The 16271-nt window shown below is 71.7% G+C and carries 15 protein-coding genes; 12 read left to right on the top strand and 3 right to left on the bottom strand.

Annotated elements, in window-relative coordinates; genetic code table 11:
* Positions 1 to 20 precede the first annotated feature (20 nt).
* Positions 21 to 1145 carry an NADH-quinone oxidoreductase subunit D gene (locus ACMCNN_RS00985; protein ID WP_412747002.1) on the bottom strand — a complete coding sequence of 375 codons (1125 nt, stop codon included), beginning with the start codon at positions 1143 to 1145 and terminating at the stop codon, positions 21 to 23.
* Positions 1146 to 1221: 76 nt separating this feature from the next.
* Positions 1222 to 2232 carry an SAM-dependent methyltransferase gene (locus tag ACMCNN_RS00990; protein ID WP_412747003.1) on the bottom strand — a complete coding sequence of 337 codons (1011 nt, stop codon included), beginning with the start codon at positions 2230 to 2232 and terminating at the stop codon, positions 1222 to 1224.
* 150 nt (positions 2233 to 2382) lie between these two features.
* On the opposite strand from ACMCNN_RS00990, the gene ACMCNN_RS00995 reads away from it, so the two are divergent.
* From ACMCNN_RS00995 to ACMCNN_RS01040, 10 genes are all read left to right on the top strand, one after another.
* Positions 2383 to 3378 (top strand): Rossmann-like and DUF2520 domain-containing protein, encoded by a 996-nt coding sequence (locus ACMCNN_RS00995; protein ID WP_412744289.1) that lies wholly within the window; start codon positions 2383 to 2385, stop codon positions 3376 to 3378.
* On the top strand, positions 3375 to 4208 hold the full coding sequence (panC, locus tag ACMCNN_RS01000) for a pantoate--beta-alanine ligase (protein ID WP_412744290.1): 834 nt from the start codon (positions 3375 to 3377) through the stop codon (positions 4206 to 4208). The genes ACMCNN_RS00995 and panC overlap by 4 nt, the downstream gene beginning before the upstream one ends.
* Positions 4208 to 4636 carry an aspartate 1-decarboxylase gene (gene panD, locus ACMCNN_RS01005; RefSeq protein ID WP_412747004.1) on the top strand — a complete coding sequence of 143 codons (429 nt, stop codon included), beginning with the start codon at positions 4208 to 4210 and terminating at the stop codon, positions 4634 to 4636. Before panC ends, panD begins: the two co-directional genes overlap by 1 nt.
* A gap of 156 nt (positions 4637 to 4792) precedes the next feature.
* Positions 4793 to 5680, top strand: a complete 888-nt coding sequence (locus ACMCNN_RS01010) for a septum formation family protein (RefSeq protein WP_412744291.1) — start codon at positions 4793 to 4795, stop codon at positions 5678 to 5680.
* A gap of 81 nt (positions 5681 to 5761) precedes the next feature.
* The gene (locus tag ACMCNN_RS01015) at positions 5762 to 7408 is read left to right on the top strand and encodes an L-aspartate oxidase (protein WP_412744292.1); all 1647 of its coding nucleotides are present in this window, start codon (positions 5762 to 5764) and stop codon (positions 7406 to 7408) included.
* A 110-nt stretch (positions 7409 to 7518) separates the two neighbouring features.
* Positions 7519 to 8406, top strand: a complete 888-nt coding sequence (gene nadC, locus ACMCNN_RS01020; protein ID WP_412747005.1) for a carboxylating nicotinate-nucleotide diphosphorylase — start codon at positions 7519 to 7521, stop codon at positions 8404 to 8406.
* Positions 8407 to 8468: 62 nt separating this feature from the next.
* Entirely contained in the window at positions 8469 to 9227 is a 759-nt protein-coding gene (locus tag ACMCNN_RS01025; protein WP_412744293.1) for a type III pantothenate kinase, read from the top strand.
* A 113-nt stretch (positions 9228 to 9340) separates the two neighbouring features.
* Positions 9341 to 10795, top strand: a complete 1455-nt coding sequence (gene lysS / locus ACMCNN_RS01030; RefSeq protein ID WP_412747006.1) for a lysine--tRNA ligase — start codon at positions 9341 to 9343, stop codon at positions 10793 to 10795.
* A gap of 147 nt (positions 10796 to 10942) precedes the next feature.
* Complete coding sequence (locus ACMCNN_RS01035) at positions 10943 to 11296, top strand: histone-like nucleoid-structuring protein Lsr2 (protein WP_412744294.1); 354 nt, start codon at positions 10943 to 10945, stop codon at positions 11294 to 11296.
* A gap of 362 nt (positions 11297 to 11658) precedes the next feature.
* The gene (locus tag ACMCNN_RS01040) at positions 11659 to 14181 is read left to right on the top strand and encodes an ATP-dependent Clp protease ATP-binding subunit (protein WP_412744295.1); all 2523 of its coding nucleotides are present in this window, start codon (positions 11659 to 11661) and stop codon (positions 14179 to 14181) included.
* Between the two features lie 76 nt (positions 14182 to 14257).
* Here the strand turns inward: ACMCNN_RS01040 and ACMCNN_RS01045 are convergent, their stop codons facing one another.
* Positions 14258 to 15160 (bottom strand): A/G-specific adenine glycosylase, encoded by a 903-nt coding sequence (locus tag ACMCNN_RS01045; protein ID WP_412744296.1) that lies wholly within the window; start codon positions 15158 to 15160, stop codon positions 14258 to 14260.
* Between the two features lie 22 nt (positions 15161 to 15182).
* Here ACMCNN_RS01045 and ACMCNN_RS01050 point away from each other — a divergent pair, with 22 nt between their 5' ends.
* Both ACMCNN_RS01050 and ACMCNN_RS01055 read left to right on the top strand, forming a co-directional pair.
* Positions 15183 to 15695 carry a glycine cleavage system protein R gene (locus ACMCNN_RS01050; protein WP_412744297.1) on the top strand — a complete coding sequence of 171 codons (513 nt, stop codon included), beginning with the start codon at positions 15183 to 15185 and terminating at the stop codon, positions 15693 to 15695.
* Positions 15692 to 16243: a peptide deformylase gene (locus ACMCNN_RS01055; protein ID WP_412744298.1), complete on the top strand. Its 552-nt coding sequence runs from the start codon at positions 15692 to 15694 to the stop codon at positions 16241 to 16243. Before ACMCNN_RS01050 ends, ACMCNN_RS01055 begins: the two co-directional genes overlap by 4 nt.
* Positions 16244 to 16271 lie beyond the last annotated feature (28 nt).

Below are 16271 nucleotides of genomic sequence, written 5' to 3' on the forward strand. Positions count from 1 at the left end.
GCGGCACCGACACCGCCCGCCTACTTGTCGATGTCGCCGACCACGAAGAACATCGAGCCCAGGATGGCGATCAGATCCGGCACCAGGCAGCCCGGAATCAGGGTGGCCAGCGCCTGCACGTTCGCGTACGAGGCGGTGCGCAGCTTCATCCGCCACGGCGTCTTCTCGCCGCGCGACACCAGGTAGTACCCGTTGATGCCGAGCGGATTCTCGGTCCACGCGTACGTGTGCCCCTCGGGTGCCTTGACCACCTTCGGCAGCCGCACGTTGACCGGCCCGCTCAACTGGTCGACCCGGTCGAGGCACTGCTCGGCGAGGGTCAGCGAGGCGTACACCTGATCCAGCAGCACCTCGAACCGGGCGTGGCAGTCACCCGCGGTACGGGTCACCACGGGCACGTCCAGCTGGTCGTACGCGAGATAGGGCTCGTCGCGGCGCAGGTCGATGTCGAGTCCGCTGGCCCGCGCGACCGGCCCGGACGCCCCGTACGCGGCCGCCTGCTCAGCGGTCAGCACCCCCACCCCGACGGTACGGGCGAGGAAGATGTCGTTGTTCCGGATCAGCCGGTCGAGGTCCGGCATCCGCGACCGGACCAGTGCGATGGCCTCCCGGGCCCGCCGGGTCCAGCCCGCCGGCACCTCCTCCTTCAGGCCACCGACCCGGTTGAACATGTAGTGGATGCGCCCGCCGGAGACCTCCTCCAGCACGGTCTGCAGCGTCTCCCGTTCCCGGAACGCGTAGAAGATGGGGGTGATCGCGCCGATCTCCAGCGGGTACGAGCCGAGGAACATCAGGTGGTTGAGGACCCGGTTCAGCTCGGCCAGCACCATCCGCAACCAGACCGCGCGCTCGGGCACCTCGATGCCCATCAGCCGCTCGACCGCCAGCACCACACCCAGCTCGTTGGCGAACGCGGACAGCCAGTCGTGCCGGTTCGCCAGCACGATGATCTGGCGGTAGTCGCGCACCTCGAACAGCTTCTCCGCGCCCCGGTGCATGTAGCCGACGATCGGCTCGCAGGCCACCACGCGTTCGCCGTCGACGGTGAGCCGCAGCCGGAGCACGCCGTGCGTGGACGGGTGCTGCGGCCCGATGTTGAGCACCATGTCGGCCGTGTCGAGCCCGGCGCCGGTCCCGACGGTCATCTCGCGCAGATCGCTGCTCACGATCTCCGATCGTAGGCGCCCACCCCCCGCCCGCCCGTGCTGGGCGCGGCTCCGCTCACGAGTCCGGGGCCCCGCTTCCGGTCAGGGGCGTTCGGCGGGCCGGGGGGAGGCCGGCCAGGGGTGGGTCGATGCCGATGCCGTGCAGCAGCCACCAGTGGCCGCCGAGTCCCGCCTCGTCGGTGAGTTCCGCCGCGGCGCCGGCCCGGCTCAGCGCCCGCAGGTAGCCCGCCGGGTCGCTGCCCGCCTGATCCAGCGGCGGGCGGGCGGCGGATATGCCCAGGGCGTGCAGCGCCGCCCGCTGCCGCAGCAGCACGTACGGGCTGCCGGGCGCCGCGGCCACCGCGTCGACGGCCACGTGCGCGGTGACGTCGCAGCCCCCGTCCGGTACGGGTGGCACCTGGCGCCCAGCCCGGAACCCGGTGAGGGTGCCCAGCACCGGCCGGTCGTCACGGACGTGCCCGTAGTCGACGGCGAGCGCGCACCCGCGCCGGACCGCCGACACGGCGTCGGCCCAGGCGATGTCGCGGGACCAGCCGATCTCGGCCCGGTCGCCGGGTGTCCGCAGCGGCCACCACCGGGCCAGCCAGAACGCGTCAGCCGCGTCCACGGGCGCGCCCAGTGACTCGGCGCCGGTGTCCGGTTCGACCAGGACCCGGCGTACCCGGCCGTCCCGGTCGGTCTCGGCGACGTCGAGCGGGACGTTGTCCAGCCATTCCGTGCCCAGCAGCACCCCGACGATCCCGTCCGGGACGTCGCGCCGCCAGCCGATCGAGGAGTCCAGGCCGGGCGGGCGCGGCGCCGCCTCGACCCCGGCCAGCCGGGCACGGGAGCCGAGGGACTCGGCCAGCAGCGGGCGCAGCGCGGTGAGCAACTCGCCGCGTCCGGCGCCCACGTCGACGACGTCGAACCTCGGCGGGTGCCGCAGCGCGGCGTCGACCTTTCCGATCAGGCGGTGCAGCGCCGCGGTGAACAGCGGCGAGGCGTGCACGCTGGTCCGGAAGTGCCCGGCCGGTCCGGCGGCGCCGCTGGTGAAGAAGCCGGATTCGCCGTACAGGGCGTCCTGCATCGCCGTGCGCCATCCGACCTGCCGCCCCGTCACACCGCCACCCTAGGTTGAGCTCGGGTGCAGTTGTTCACAGGTGGTTGTCACCGGTGTGTTACGTCGGCGCATACTTCTCCACGACCGGTACCCCAATCGCTGAGGACTGGATCCCACATGAGCGCAGTGCCGCGCGCCCGAGACCGGGCCGAACCACTGGTCGTCGGCGTTGTCGGCGCCGGACGGGTGGGCGCCGTCCTGGGCGCGGCCCTGGCCGCCGCGGGCCACCGGGTGGTCGCCGCCGCTGGCGTCTCCGCGGCTTCCCGCGACCGCATCGCCCGGCTGTTGCCGCAGGCCGCCGTACTTCCCGCCGACGAGGTCGCCCGCGCCGCGACCGATCTGCTGCTGCTGGCCGTGCCCGACGACGCCCTCGCGGGTGTCGCCTCCGGGCTCCGGGTGACCGGCGCGCAGCCCGCGGGTCAGATCGTCGCGCACACCTCCGGCGCCCACGGTGTCGCCGTCCTGGGCGCGGCCGCCGGGTTCGCTCTGCACCCCGCGATGACCTTCACGGGCGAGCCCGCCGACCTGGACCGGCTGCCCGGCATCGCGTACGGCCTGACCGCACCGGCGCCGCTGCGCGCGTTCGCCGCCCGGCTGGTCACCGATCTGGGCGGGGTGCCGGAGTGGGTCGCGGAGGAGTCCCGGCCGGTGTATCACGCGGCCCTGGCACACGGCGCGAACCACCTGGTCACCCTCGTCAACGAGGCCGCCGATCTGCTCCGCGCGGCAGGGGTCGGGCAGCCCGGCACGGTGCTGGCGCCGCTGCTGCAGGCCGCCCTGGACAACGCGCTGCGGATGGGTGACGCGGCGCTGACCGGCCCGGTGTCGCGGGGCGACGCGGGCACCGTACACAAGCATCTGGACCGCATCCCGGCCGACGCCGTGCCCGCCTACCTGGCGCTGGCCCGGCGCACCGCGGACCGCGCGATCGCGGCGGGCCGGTTGCGCCCGCGGGACGCGATCGCCCTGCTGGACGTGCTGGCCCACGCGGCGAGCGACGAGCCCGACCCGGCGCCGGCGGAGGCCGTGGCGCCAGGAGGAGCGCCCGCCGAGGCCGCGGAGGGCGCAGCATGGCGTGCAGAGGCGGGACGAACTGAGGAGGTCGCACCGTGACGGAGCTGGTGCACACCCGCGCCGAGCTGGAGGCGGCCCGCAAGGCGCTGCCCGGCACGGTCGCCGTGGTCATGACCATGGGCGCGCTGCACGAGGGGCACCGCGAGCTGATGCGGACCGCGCGCCGCAACGCCGACCACGTCATCGTGACGATCTTCGTGAACCCGCTGCAGTTCGGCCCGAACGAGGACTACGACCGCTACCCGCGCACCCTCGACGCCGACCTGGAGGCGTGCCGTGCCGAGGGCGTGGACCTGGTGTTCGCCCCGGCCCGCGAGGAGATGTATCCCGGCGGTCAGCCGTCGGTGACCGTGGAGGCCGGCCCGCTCGGCACGATCCTGGAGGGCGCCAGCCGCCCGGGCCACTTCGCCGGGATGCTCACGGTGGTCTGCAAGCTGCTCCTGCTGACCCGGGCTCACTTGGCGTTCTTCGGCGAGAAGGACTACCAGCAGCTCGCGCTCATCACCCGGATGGTCCGCGACCTCGACCTCGGCGCCGACATCCGCGGAGTGCCGACGGTCCGCGAGCCGGACGGCCTCGCGCTGTCCAGCCGGAACCGCTACCTCTCGGCCGAGCAGCGCGCCGCCGCGCTCGCGCTGTCGCGCGCGCTGCGGGCCGGCGCCGCACACACGGATGCCGGGGCGGCACTCGCTGCAGCGGCGGCGATCCTGGCCGACAGTACGGGCGTGCAGGTCGACTATCTTGCCCTCACCGACCCGGAGCTGGGGCCCGCCCCGGCTCACGGACCAGCCCGGCTGCTCGTGGCAGCCCGGGTCGGCACCACCCGCCTGATCGACAACGTCCCGCTCCAGCTGGAGATTGCCGCATGATGCTGCGCACGATGCTCAAGTCGAAGATCCACCGGGCCACCGTGACCCAGGCCGACCTGCACTATGTCGGCTCGGTGACCGTGGATGCCGACCTGCTGGACGCGGCCGACCTGCTTCCCGGTGAACAGGTCGCGATCGTGGACGTGACAAACGGCGCCCGCCTGGAGACGTACGTGATCCCGGGCGAGCGGGGCACCGGCGTGATCGGTATCAACGGCGCCGCCGCCCACCTGGTGCACCCCGGCGACCTGGTCATTCTGATCTCGTACGGGCAGATGGACACGGAGGCGGCCCGCGCCTACGAGCCACGGATCGTGCACGTCGACGCGCAGAACGGGATCATCTCGCTGGACGTCGACCCGGCCGCCGCCGTCCCCGGCATGGCCGACGACCTGGTCCGCGGCGACCTCACCCTGTCCCGCGCCTGACCCGCCGTTCGCACGCCCCCGGGCGCTCCGGGGGCGAGTGGGTGCTGCGCGCCCGCGGGAGCATGCCCCTCCGGGATGAATGCCATATGATTGACAAAAGGGACAACTGTGGCGTTCGGGAGGCAGGGGTTCATGCGACGCCGCCTTCGTGCCCGTTTGAGCGGGCTCGGGGCCGCGGGTCTGGCGGTGCTGGCCCTCGGCGCGGGCTGCGGCCTGCCGGAAGGCGTCGACGGCAACCTCACGGACGACTGGACCCCGATCGCGGCACCCACCGGCTTCACCCCGGCCGCGGCGACCTGCCACGCCGCCGCGTACGCCCCGGTCGGGACCCGCTCGGCGTACGAGCAGGTCGACTGCGCCCGGGCGCACCGCAGCGAGACCGTGTACGTCGGCCAGTACCCCGACGCGCCCGCCCCGCCCGAACCGGCCTCCGCGGCGGCCAGCCAGGCGTACCGCACCTGTGACCTGAAGACCGCGGCGTACGTGGGCGGCCCCTGGCGCAACGCCCGCCTCTGGATCGGGGTCACCCACCCGTCCGCGGCCGCGTGGACGGGCGGCGCCCGCTGGTTCCGGTGCGAGCTGGTCGAGGTCAGCTCCGTCGAGGACGGCGGCGGAGCGGTCCAGCGCAGCGCCAGCCTCAAGGGGGCGCTGGCCCAGCCCGGCTCACCACTGCTGCTCACCTGCTACGCCGTCAAGCTGGACGCCAGCGGCTCGATCGACTCCATGCCGCCCGCGACGTGTACGGCCAAGCACAACGCCGAGTTCGTCGGAGTCTGGAACGCGGGCAACCTGGCGTACCCGAAGACCGACGCCCAGTGGGTCAAGTTCCACGACGGCTGCCGCTCGGTCATCGCCTCGTACGCGGGCGTGCCCAACGACGCGGACCAGCAGTACCGCACCGGCGTCGTGTCGCTGCCGGGCGGCGCGGACGTGTGGGCGCTCGGCGATCACGCCGTGCGCTGCTACCTGTGGGTGGACGGCGCCACGCTCACCGCGTCGGTGAAGGGCAAGGGCGACGCCGGACTGCCGATCTTGTACAAGTAACGGCGAGCCTGTCCACGTAACTCCGAGCACTAATGTCGCCCCCGGCTCGATAGCGGCGCACCGGCGAGGTTGACTGAGCAAATGTCGCATCAAGCGGATCTCCCGGCGCTGCCGCGCTGTCTCGCCGCCCCCGACCCGGGTTGGGCCGAGACCACCGACGTGGTGGTGATCGGCTCCGGCGTGGCGGGCCTGACCGCCGCACTGCACCTGCGCGAGGCAGGTCTGCACGTCACCGTCGTCACCAAGGTCAACATCGACGACGGCTCCACCCGCTGGGCCCAGGGCGGCATCGCGGCCGTACTCGGCCCGCTGGACACCCCCGAGGCGCACGCGTTCGACACAGAGATCGCCGGGGTCGGGCTCTGCGATCCCGCTGCCGTCCGGGTCCTCGTCGAGGAGGGTCCGGCGCGGATCCGCGAGCTGATCCGGATGGGCGCCGCGTTCGACCGGAACGCCGACGGCTCGCTCATGCTGACCCGCGAGGGCGGCCACCGCGCGGACCGGATCGTGCACGCGGGCGGCGACGCCACCGGCGCCGAGGTGCAGCGCGCCTTGCACGCGGCGGTCCGCCGCGACCCCTGGATCCGGCTGGTCGAGCACGCGCTCGTGCTCGACCTGCTGCGCGCCGCCGACGGCCGGGCCTGCGGGGTCACCCTGCACGTGCTCGGCGAGGGCAGCGAAGACGGCGTCGGCGCCGTCCTGGCCCGCGCGGTCGTGCTCGCCACCGGCGGCATGGGCCAGGTGTACGCCTCGACCACCAACCCGTCCGTCTCGACCGGCGACGGGGTGGCCCTGGCGATGCGGGCCGGCGCCGAGGTCACCGACGTGGAGTTCGTGCAGTTCCATCCGACCTCGTTCATGACCGCCAGCATCACCTCTGTGCAGCGCCCGCTGATCTCCGAGGCGTTGCGTGGGGAAGGCGCCCACCTGGTCGACGAGTCGGGCACCCGGTTCATGGTCGGCCAGCACGAACTGGCCGAGCTGGCCCCCCGGGACGTCGTCGCCAAGGGCATCCACCGGGTGCTGCGGGCGACCGGCGCCGACCACGTCTACCTGGACGCCCGGCACCTGGGCAAGGAGTTCCTGGAACAGCGGTTCCCGACGATCGTGGCCTCCACCCGGGCGGCCGGGATCGACCCCGCGACCGACCTCATCCCGGTCGCCCCCGCCGCCCACTACGCGTCCGGCGGCGTCCGCACGGACCTGCACGGCCGCACCTCGATCCCCGGCCTGTACGCCTGCGGCGAGGTCGCCTGCACCGGTGTGCACGGCGCGAACCGGCTGGCCAGCAACTCCCTGCTGGAGGGCCTGGTGTTCGCCCGCCGGATCGCCGACGAGCTGGGGCGCGACCTGCCCCCGCAGGCGGATCCCGTGCCGATCCCCGGCGGACCCGGCTGGGTGGCCGCCCCGACCATCCGCGGCGAGCTGCAGCGCGCCATGACCCGCGGCGCCGGTGTCCTGCGCTCGGCCGACTCCCTCGCCGGTACGGCCAAGGAGCTGTGCCGCCTCGCCGAGCAGCGCGGCACCCCGCGCAACGCGGCCTGGGAGGCGACGAACCTGCTCACGGTCGCCAGCGCGCTGGTGGCCTCAGCCACCGCCCGGCGGGAGACCCGCGGCTGCCACTGGCGCGAGGACTACCCGACCGCCGCCGACGAGTGGCGCGGCCACCTGCTGACCGCGATCGACCGCAACGGGTCCCTGACCCAGTCCTTCGAGGAGATGGCATGACCGAGCGCACCGAGCGCAGCGAGGGCCACGAGGGCGTGCCCGGCCAGCAGGGCATGACCGAGCGCACCGAGCGCAGCGAGGGCCACGAGGGCGTGCCCGGCCAGCAGGGCATGACCGAGCGCAGCGAGGGCGGGCTCGTCGAGGTGGGGGCGGGGCTGGATCCGGGGGCGGTGGAGCGGATCGTCAGGGTCGCGCTCGCCGAGGATCTCGGGGAACCGCCGCTGGACGTGACCAGCGCGGCGACGATCCCGGCCGACCAGGTGGACACGGCCGAGCTGGTCGCCCGCGCGCCCGGCGTCGTGGCTGGCCTCGGCGTCGCCGCCCGGGTCTTCGCGGTCACCTCCGGCGGCGCGGCGACCTTCGAGCCGGTCGCGAACGACGGCGACCGGGTGGTCCGGGGCGACGTGCTGGCCGTCGTCACCGGCCCGACCCGGGCGCTGCTCACCGCCGAGCGCACCGCGCTGAACCTGCTGTGCCGGATGTCCGGGGTCGCCACGCACACCCGCCGCTGGGCGGACGTGCTGGCGGGCACGAAGGCGACCGTGCTGGACACCCGCAAGACCACGCCGGGCCTGCGGGCCCTGGAGAAGTACGCGGTCCGCGCGGGCGGCGGCACCAACAAGCGCATGGGCCTCTACGACGTCGCGATGATCAAGGACAACCACAAGCTGGCGGCGGGCAGCATCACCGCGGCGTACCGGGCGGTGCGGGCGGCGTTCCCGGAGGTCTCGGTGCAGGTGGAGGTCACCACGCTGGCCGAGGCGCGGGAGGCGGTCGACGCGGGAGCCGACTTCCTGCTCTGCGACAACATGACGCCGGACCTGCTCCGTGAGGTGGTCGCGGCGGTGGGGGACCGGGCGGAGCTGGAAGCCACCGGCAATCTCACCCTGGAGACGGTCGACGCGTACGCCGCCACGGGGGTGGACTACCTCTCGGTGGGTGGTCTGACCCACTCGTCGCCGATCCTCGACATCGCGCTGGACCTGCGTGCCCGCTGAGGTGGCGTTGCGGTTGGGGGCGGGTGCACCCGTACCCGATGGTCAGGTCTTAGGGTTTGCTCGTGCTCTTGTGCATTGACATCGGCAACACGAACACGGTCCTGGCCACCTTCGACGGCGACAAGCTGGTGCACAACTGGCGGATCAAGACGGATGCCCGCTCGACGGCCGACGAGCTGGGGTTGATGTTCCGCGGGTTGCTGGCGGGCGACGCCGTGGAGATCACCGGTGTGGCGGCCTGCTCCACCGTGCCCGCCGCGCTGCGCTCGCTGCGCACCATGCTGGCCCGCTACTACGGCAACCTGCCGAACGTGATCGTCGAGCCGGGGGTGAAGACCGGCGTGCAGCTGGCGATCGACAACCCCAAGGAGGTCGGCGCCGACCGGGTGGTCAACACCCTGGCCGCGCACGCGCTCTACGGCGGCCCGTCGATCGTTGTCGACTTCGGCACCACCACGAACTTCGACGTGATCAGTGCGAAGGGCGAGTTCCTGGGTGGGGCGTTCGCGCCGGGCATCGAGATCTCGTTCGACGCCCTCGCCGCGCGGGCGGCCCAGCTGCGCAAGGTCGAGCCCGCCGCGCCGCGCTCGGTGATCGGCAAGAACACGGTCGAGTGCCTGCAGTCGGGCATGTACTTCGGCTTCGCGGGTCAGGTGGACCGGATCGTGGAGCGGATGATCGAGGAGCTGGGCTCGGTGCGTGCGGTGATCGCCACCGGTGGCCTGGCCGGGCTGGTCAAGGACGAGTGCCGGACGATCACCGCGCACGAGCCGATGATCACCCTGATCGGGCTGCGGATGGTATATGAGCGGAACGTCTGAGGCGGCCTGAGTACGCTTTTCCCGACTTCCGTTCGCCCCCGACAGAGAGCCGTGCCGTGACCGAGCAGCAGAACCAGCCCCCCGTCGACCCCGCCGAGGACCTTCCCGAACAGATGCGGGTCCGCCGGGCCAAGCGGGACCGCATGCTGGCCGACGGCACCGAGCCGTACCCGGTCGGCTTCGCCCGGACCGCGACGCTGGCCGAGGTGCGCGAGCGGTATGCGGATCTGGCGACCGACACGGCCAGCGGGGACACGGTCGGGGTGACCGGCCGGGTGATTTTCGTACGCAACGGCGGCAAGCTCTGCTTCGCCACGCTGCGTGACGGCGACGGCACCGAGCTGCAGGCCATGCTCTCGCTGGATCGGGTGGGCGCCGAGCGGCTGGAGGACTGGAAGCGCCTGGTGGACCTCGGCGACCTGGTCGGGGTGACCGGCGAGGTGATCACCAGCCGGCGCGGGGAGCTGTCCGTGCTGGCGGACTCGTGGGAGATCACCGCCAAGTCGCTGCGCCCGCTGCCGGTCGCGCACAAGCCGCTGAGTGAGGAGACGCGGGTCCGGCAGCGTTATGTCGACCTGATCGTCCGTCCGCAGGCCCGCGACGTCGTGCGGACCCGGGCGACCGTGGTGCGCAGCCTTCGCGAGTCGCTCTTTGCGCGCAATTATCTCGAAGTGGAAACACCTATGTTGCAGTTGCTGCACGGCGGCGCAACTGCTCGCCCGTTTGTGACGCACAGCAACGCTTTGGACACGGATCTCTATCTGCGTATCGCTCCGGAACTCTTTTTGAAGCGGTGCGTGGTCGGTGGCATCGAGCGGGTCTTCGAGATCAACCGGAACTTCCGCAATGAGGGCATGGACTCCACCCACTCGCCGGAGTTCGCGATGCTCGAGGCGTACCAGGCGTATGCCGACTACGACGTGATGCAGAACCAGGTCCGCGAGTGGATTCAGGAGGCCGCGTTCGCGGTCGCCGGTTCGCACGTGGTGACCCATCACGACGGCACCGAGCTGGACCTGGGCGGGCAGTGGCGTTCGGTCACGCTGTTCGGCGCCCTGTCCGAGGCCCTCGGCGAGGAAGTGACGATCCGTACCGATATGGCGCAACTGCTGCGGTACGCGGAAAAGCACGATCTCTCCGTGGACCCCAAGTGGAGCGCCGGGAAGCTGGCCGAGGAGCTGTTCGAGCACCTCGTCCAGCCGACGCTGCAGGCGCCCACGTTCGTGCGCGACTACCCGGAGGAGACCACCCCGCTCACCCGGGCACACCGCGAGACGCCCGGCCTGACCGAGAAGTGGGACCTGTACGTGGCGGGCTTCGAACTGGCCACCGCGTACTCGGAGCTGGTCGACCCGGTGGTGCAGCGCGAACGCCTGGTCGCGCAGTCCCTGCTGGCCGCGAAGGGCGACGCCGAGGCGATGCGCCTCGACGAGGATTTCCTCCGCGCCATGGAGTACGGAATGCCACCGGCGGGTGGCATGGGAATGGGAATCGACCGGCTCTTGATGGCGCTGACCGGTCTGGGGATTCGGGAAACCATCCTCTTCCCGCTCGTGCGTCCCGAGTAGCACCCGGCGGTTTTGGACCCGCGGGCGGGGTCATTTCGGTTCCGCCCGCGGACAATCACCACCCCTGGATTGACGGATCGTGCGGGCAAAGCGTTATTGTTCTCCTATTACTGCGGAGCGAACCTGTGTTCGGGAGGATAACGGCGCGTGGCCAAGCAGATCATTCACAAGCTGGTCGATGACCTCGACGGTGGCGACGCCGACGAGACCGTCAAGTTCGCCCTCGATGGCATTCAGTACGAGATCGACCTGTCGGAGAAGAACGCCGGCAAATTGCGGGACGTCTTCGCTCCCTACGTAGCCGCGGGCTCGAAGGTGGCGCGTGGCGGAGTCGTGGTCGGTGGCCGGGCTGCTCGCGGGCGCGGCGGCGCCACGGCCGACCGCGAGCAGAACAAGGCCATCCGCGAGTGGGCGAAGAAGGCCGGTAAGGAGATCAGCGACCGCGGCCGGATCCCCCAGGAGATCGTGGACGAGTTCCACGCCAAGGGGCCCGGCCGCTAGTCGGTGGGCTTATCGCAGGGTCCGCGGCGCACAGCGCCGCGGACCCTGCTGCTTTCGGCTCGCGCGCGGCGCCGCTTGCGTACGGTTATCCACAGGGGTGGACAACGTTGTCCACAGGTTGTGGACAGGCTGAGTGGGCGGCTTCCGCACCGGGATTTCGCTGTGCGCGTACTCCCATGGGGTGGGGAACACCGGTTGAGCGTGGGAGGTTGGGGAAAACACCCGCACCGGAGACGCCGAGGGGCCGTGACGGCCCCGGTGGAGTCATCCGGCGGCGATAGAGTTACAGCACGGGTATCACCGATGCCCGTGCGCTGGCCCCGCCAGACCATTGGCGCACGGCACGTGAGGAGCACGAGGGCATGTTCGAGCGGTTCACCGACCGAGCGCGACGGGTTGTCGTCCTGGCCCAAGAAGAGGCCCGGATGCTCAACCACAACTACATCGGGACCGAGCACATCCTGCTGGGCCTGATCCACGAGGGCGAGGGCGTCGCCGCCAAGGCTCTGGAGAGCCTCGGCATCTCCCTGGAGGGCGTCCGGCAGCAGGTTGAAGAGATCATCGGTCAGGGCCAGCAGGCGCCGAGCGGGCACATCCCGTTCACGCCGCGCGCCAAGAAAGTGCTGGAGCTGTCGCTGCGCGAGGCACTGCAGCTCGGCCACAACTACATCGGCACCGAGCACATCCTGCTCGGCCTGATCCGTGAGGGCGAGGGCGTCGCCGCCCAGGTGCTGGTCAAGCTCGGCGCCGACCTCAACCGGGTCCGCCAGCAGGTCATCCAGCTGCTCTCGGGCTACCAGGGCAAGGAGCCGGCCGCGGCCGGCGCGGCGGCGGGCGAGGCCGCCCCGTCCACCTCGCTGGTGCTCGACCAGTTCGGCCGGAACCTGACGCAGGCCGCCCGCGAGGGCAAGCTCGACCCGGTCATCGGCCGGGAGAAGGAAATCGAGCGGGTCATGCAGGTGCTCTCCCGCCGTACCAAGAACAACCCTGTCCTGATCGGCGAGCCGGGCGTCGGCAAGACCGCCGTCGTCGAGGGGCTGTCGCAGTCCATCGTCAAGGGTGAGGTGCCCGAGACGCTGAAGGACAAGCAGCTCTACACGCTCGACCTCGGTGCACTGGTCGCCGGTTCCCGCTACCGCGGTGACTTCGAGGAGCGCCTCAAGAAGGTGCTCAAGGAGATCCGCACCCGCGGCGACATCATCCTGTTCATCGACGAGATCCACACGCTCGTCGGTGCGGGTGCGGCCGAGGGCGCGATCGACGCCGCCAGCATTCTCAAGCCCATGCTGGCCCGCGGCGAGCTGCAGACCATCGGCGCCACCACGCTGGACGAATACCGCAAGCACCTGGAGAAGGACGCCGCGCTGGAGCGCCGCTTCCAGCCCATCCAGGTCGGCGAGCCGTCCCTGGCGCACACCATCGAGATCCTCAAGGGCCTGCGCGACCGCTACGAGGCGCACCACCGGATCAGCATCACCGACGCGGCCCTGGTCGCCGCGGCGACGCTGGCCGACCGGTACATCTCGGACCGGTTCCTGCCGGACAAGGCGATCGACCTGATCGACGAGGCCGGCGCCCGGATGCGCATCCGCCGGATGACCGCGCCGCCGGACCTGCGCGACTTCGACGAGCGCATCGCCCAGGTGCGTCGCGACAAGGAGTCCGCGATCGACGCGCAGGACTTCGAACGGGCCGCCCAGCTGCGCGACAAGGAGAAGCAGCTGCTCGGCCAGAAGGCGCAGCGGGAGAAGGAGTGGAAGGCCGGCGACCTCGACGTCGTGTCCGAGGTCGACGACGAGCAGATCGCCGAGGTCCTCGGCAACTGGACCGGCATCCCGGTCTACAAGCTGACCGAGGAGGAGACCTCCCGGCTGCTGCGCATGGAGGATGAGCTGCACAAGCGGGTCATCGGCCAGGAGGACGCGGTGCAGGCGGTGTCCAAGGCGATCCGGCGTACCCGCGCCGGGCTCAAGGACCCGAAGCGGCCGTCCGGCTCGTTCATCTTCGCCGGCCCGTCCGGTGTCGGTAAGACCGAGCTGTCCAAGGCGCTCGCCGAGTTCCTGTTCGGCTCCGAGGACGCGCTGATCCAGCTCGACATGTCCGAGTTCCACGACCGGTACACGGTGTCCCGCCTCGTCGGTGCCCCTCCCGGCTACGTGGGCTACGACGAGGGCGGCCAGCTCACCGAGAAGGTGCGCCGCAAGCCGTTCTCCGTGGTCCTCTTCGACGAGATCGAGAAGGCCCACCCGGACGTCTTCAACACGCTCCTGCAGATCCTGGAGGACGGTCGCCTGACCGACGGCCAGGGCCGCATCGTGGACTTCAAGAACACGGTGATCATCCTGACCACCAACCTGGGCACGCGCGACGTGGCCAAGGCGGTGTCGCTCGGCTTCCAGGCCTCCGAGGCCGAGGAGAGCAACTACGAGCGGATGAAGCAGAAGGTCAACGACGAGCTGAAGCAGCACTTCCGCCCGGAGTTCCTCAACCGTATCGACGACACGATCGTCTTCCACCAGCTGCGCCAGCAGGAGATCCTGCAGATCGTCGACATCTTCACCTCGCGGATCGAGACCCAGCTCCGGAACAAGGACATGGGCCTCGAACTGACAGAGAACGCGAAGAAGTACCTGGCGAACAAGGGCTTCGACCCGGTCCTGGGCGCCCGGCCGCTGCGCCGGACGATCCAGCGGGACCTGGAGGACACCCTGTCCGAGCAGATCCTCTTCAACGAGCTGCGCCCCGGCCAGATCGTCGTCGTGGACTGCGAGGGCGACCCGGCCCAGGTGGAGAAGTCCAAGCTGACCTTCTCCGGCGCCGACCGGGGCGCTGTCGTCCCGGACGCCGTCCCCGCCGACCTCGGGGCGGCCGCCGCCGAGGAGTGATCAGCCCGCTGTGAACAACGGCCCGGCACCGTGAGGTGCCGGGCCGTTGCGCGTTCCCGGCGCCGTGAGTCGCGCCTCAGAGTTGCTGGACGTCCAGCCGGTCTGCGTCCCCGGCCAGCACGAACCGGTCCGCGTCCGTCCCCAGCGCTTCCACCAGACCGTCGTCGACGAGGCCGGCCAGGGCCCGCGCCCGCTGCACCTCGTCCGTCCACACCGCGTCCAGCCGCTGGCGGGGTACCGGGCCGGGGGCGTGCCGCAGCACCTCCAGCAGCAGGCCGCGCACCTGACGGTCGGTTCCGGCGTACCGCTGGGGGCGGCGGGCCGGGCCGGACGCCGCCGGGGCGCCGTTCAGCCGCCACGCGCAGACCTCAGCGAACGGGCACTCGGGGCAGCGCGGCGAACGGGCGGTGCACACGATCGCACCCAGCTCCATGAAGGCGATGCTGGCCAGGGCCGCCTGCTCCGGCGCGTCGGGCAGCAGCTCCGCCATCGCGGTCAGGTCCGCGGCGGTGGTAGCCGGACCCGCGTCGGGCGCGCCCTCCACCGCCCGGGCCACCACCCGGCGCACGTTCGTGTCCACCACCGGGTGCCGCTGCCCGTAGGCGAACGTCGCCACCGCCCGGGCCGTGTACGTGCCGATGCCCGGCAGCGCCAGCAGTTCGGTCAGGTCATCCGGCACCCGGCCGCCGTGCCGCTCGACCATCGCCACCGCGCACGCGTGCAACCGCATGGCCCGCCGCGGGTAGCCGAGACGTCCCCACATGCGGATCGCCTCGGACGGGGGATCCCGTACGAGATCCGCCGGGGTGGGCCAGCGGGTCATCCACGCCTGCCAGGCCGGGGTCACCCGTACCACGGGGGTCTGCTGGAGCATCACCTCGCTCACCAGCACCCCCCAGGGGGTGGTGCCGGACTCCCGCCACGGCAGATCTCGGGCGTTGCGGTTGTACCACTGGATGGCGTCGTCAGCGAGCGTCATGGTGGGTCCTACCCTAGGTCCTGTGAACGAGCTCGCCATCACCGTCATCGGCCCGGACCGGACCGGCATCGTCGCAGACGTCGCCGAAGCCCTCTCCGGCGTCGGCGCCAACCTGACCGACTCCACCATGACCCGGCTACGGGGGCATTTCGCGATGACCCTGATCTGCACCGGGCCGACCGTCGAGGCGGTGGAGAAGGCGCTGAAGCCGATCAGCGCGGACGGCAGGCTGCTGGCCACGGTGCGGTCCGTGCCACCGGAGACGGACACCGAGCCGGTCGGGGAGCCGTACCTGCTCAGCGTGCACGGAGCCGACCGGCTCGGCATCGTCGCCGCGGTCACCCGCGTGGTCGCGGCCGGGGGCGGCAACATCACCGACCTCACCACCCGGCTGACCGGCCCCCTGTACGTACTGGTCGCCGAGGTGGACCTGCCACCCGGTGTGGCGGACGACCTGGCCACCGCGCTCGCCGTGGCCGCCGACGAACTCGGCGTCGACGTGACGCTGCGCCCCGCGGAATCGGACGTCCTGTGAGCGACCCGTTAGCCGACTGGAAGCCCGACGTCCTCGGGGTGACGGGCCGCGTGCTGCCGGTGGTCACCGCGCCCGAACCCGTGCTCGGCCAGCCGGGCGCCGAGGTCGACCCGACGGACCCGGAGATCGTGCAGCTCGCCGCCGACCTGGTGGCCACCATGCGGGTCTCGCCCGGCTGTGTGGGCCTGGCCGCCCCGCAGGTGGGGGTGAGTGCCCAGGTGTTCAGTGTGGACGTCACCCAGCACCCGAAGACAGCGACCACCCATGGCACGTTCGTGCTGTGCAACGCGCGGGTCGTGGAGGCCAGCCGGTGGCGGCCCGGACGGGAGGGCTGCATGTCGGTGCCCGACTTGACCGGGGACGTGAAGCGGGCCGGGCGCATCGTGGTCGAGGCCGTCCTGCCCGGTACGGGCGAGGCGGTGCGACTCGCCACTGACGCGTTCGAGGCACGCGCGCTGCAGCACGAGATCGATCACTGCGCGGGCAAGCTGTTCCTCGATCGGGTGGCCGGTGCCCACGCGGTGTACCAGCGCAAGGTCTATCTCTAACGAGCTACCCGCGAGTCGGTGTCGCCCA

The organism is Krasilnikovia sp. MM14-A1004, from assembly GCF_047159485.1.
GTDB lineage: Bacteria > Actinomycetota > Actinomycetes > Mycobacteriales > Micromonosporaceae > Actinoplanes.

What these genes read in the sequence shown, in the direction of transcription:
- ACMCNN_RS00985 (WP_412747002.1), bottom strand. Translation starts at nt 1,145, where the DNA reads ATGACCGTCGGGACCGGCGCCGGGCTCGACACGGCCGACATGGTGCTC.
- ACMCNN_RS00990 (WP_412747003.1), bottom strand. Translation starts at nt 2,232, where the DNA reads ATGCAGGACGCCCTGTACGGCGAATCCGGCTTCTTCACCAGCGGCGCC.
- ACMCNN_RS00995 (WP_412744289.1), top strand. Translation starts at nt 2,383, where the DNA reads ATGAGCGCAGTGCCGCGCGCCCGAGACCGGGCCGAACCACTGGTCGTC.
- panD (WP_412747004.1), top strand. Translation starts at nt 4,208, where the DNA reads ATGCTGCGCACGATGCTCAAGTCGAAGATCCACCGGGCCACCGTGACC.
- ACMCNN_RS01015 (WP_412744292.1), top strand. Translation starts at nt 5,762, where the DNA reads ATGTCGCATCAAGCGGATCTCCCGGCGCTGCCGCGCTGTCTCGCCGCC.
- nadC (WP_412747005.1), top strand. Translation starts at nt 7,519, where the DNA reads ATGACCGAGCGCAGCGAGGGCGGGCTCGTCGAGGTGGGGGCGGGGCTG.
- lysS (WP_412747006.1), top strand. Translation starts at nt 9,341, where the DNA reads ATGCGGGTCCGCCGGGCCAAGCGGGACCGCATGCTGGCCGACGGCACC.
- ACMCNN_RS01040 (WP_412744295.1), top strand. Translation starts at nt 11,659, where the DNA reads ATGTTCGAGCGGTTCACCGACCGAGCGCGACGGGTTGTCGTCCTGGCC.
- ACMCNN_RS01045 (WP_412744296.1), bottom strand. Translation starts at nt 15,160, where the DNA reads ATGACGCTCGCTGACGACGCCATCCAGTGGTACAACCGCAACGCCCGA.